At 54.5% G+C, this 519-nt stretch carries 1 protein-coding gene; it reads left to right on the forward strand.

What is annotated here, in order from left to right; translation table 11 throughout:
* Positions 1 to 39: 39 nt before the first annotated feature.
* The coding region (locus AC1RPX_RS07630; RefSeq protein ID WP_481763309.1) for a hypothetical protein at positions 40 to 519 on the forward strand (480 nt) is incomplete at its 3' end.

Genomic DNA, 519 nt, shown 5'->3' on the forward strand with positions numbered 1-519 from the left:
GTGCAACACCCACAGTACAAGCGCGGGTGGGTCCATAAGATGAAGGTTGGTGACGAACAGATTCGTGTCGTCTCCACCCTCGACTTTTTCAAGCTTCTGGACAAGCAAGGTGAGCTGGCCAACCTTCTAGGTTTCTGGTGCCGTCATTTTGCGAATCTGGTGCTTGGGCGCAATCCGCACAATCTAGCGGGCTCGAAGTCGGAGCCACGTTACGTGAAGACGATCGAGGAATTCGACACGCTCATGCGCCGCTTGCACAAGGCGTCTGAAGTCGCATTCGACACGGAAACGCGTAACCTGAGTGTGCTATTTAACAAAATCCTGACCATCCAGTTCGCGATGGACACAGAGCCCGAGGTAGGGTATACGGTGTCCGTCGATCACCCGCTTGCTCACTGGACCAAGGAAGAACGCCTGCACATAAAAAAGTCGTTGAAGAAGTTCTTCACGGCACGACAGGGCCCGATGCTCGTCACCTTCAACGGGATGTTTGACCTGCGGATAGTGCGCCAGCAGCTG

It is taken from the genome of Dellaglioa sp. CoH-56-MRSF-14 (assembly GCF_056782115.1).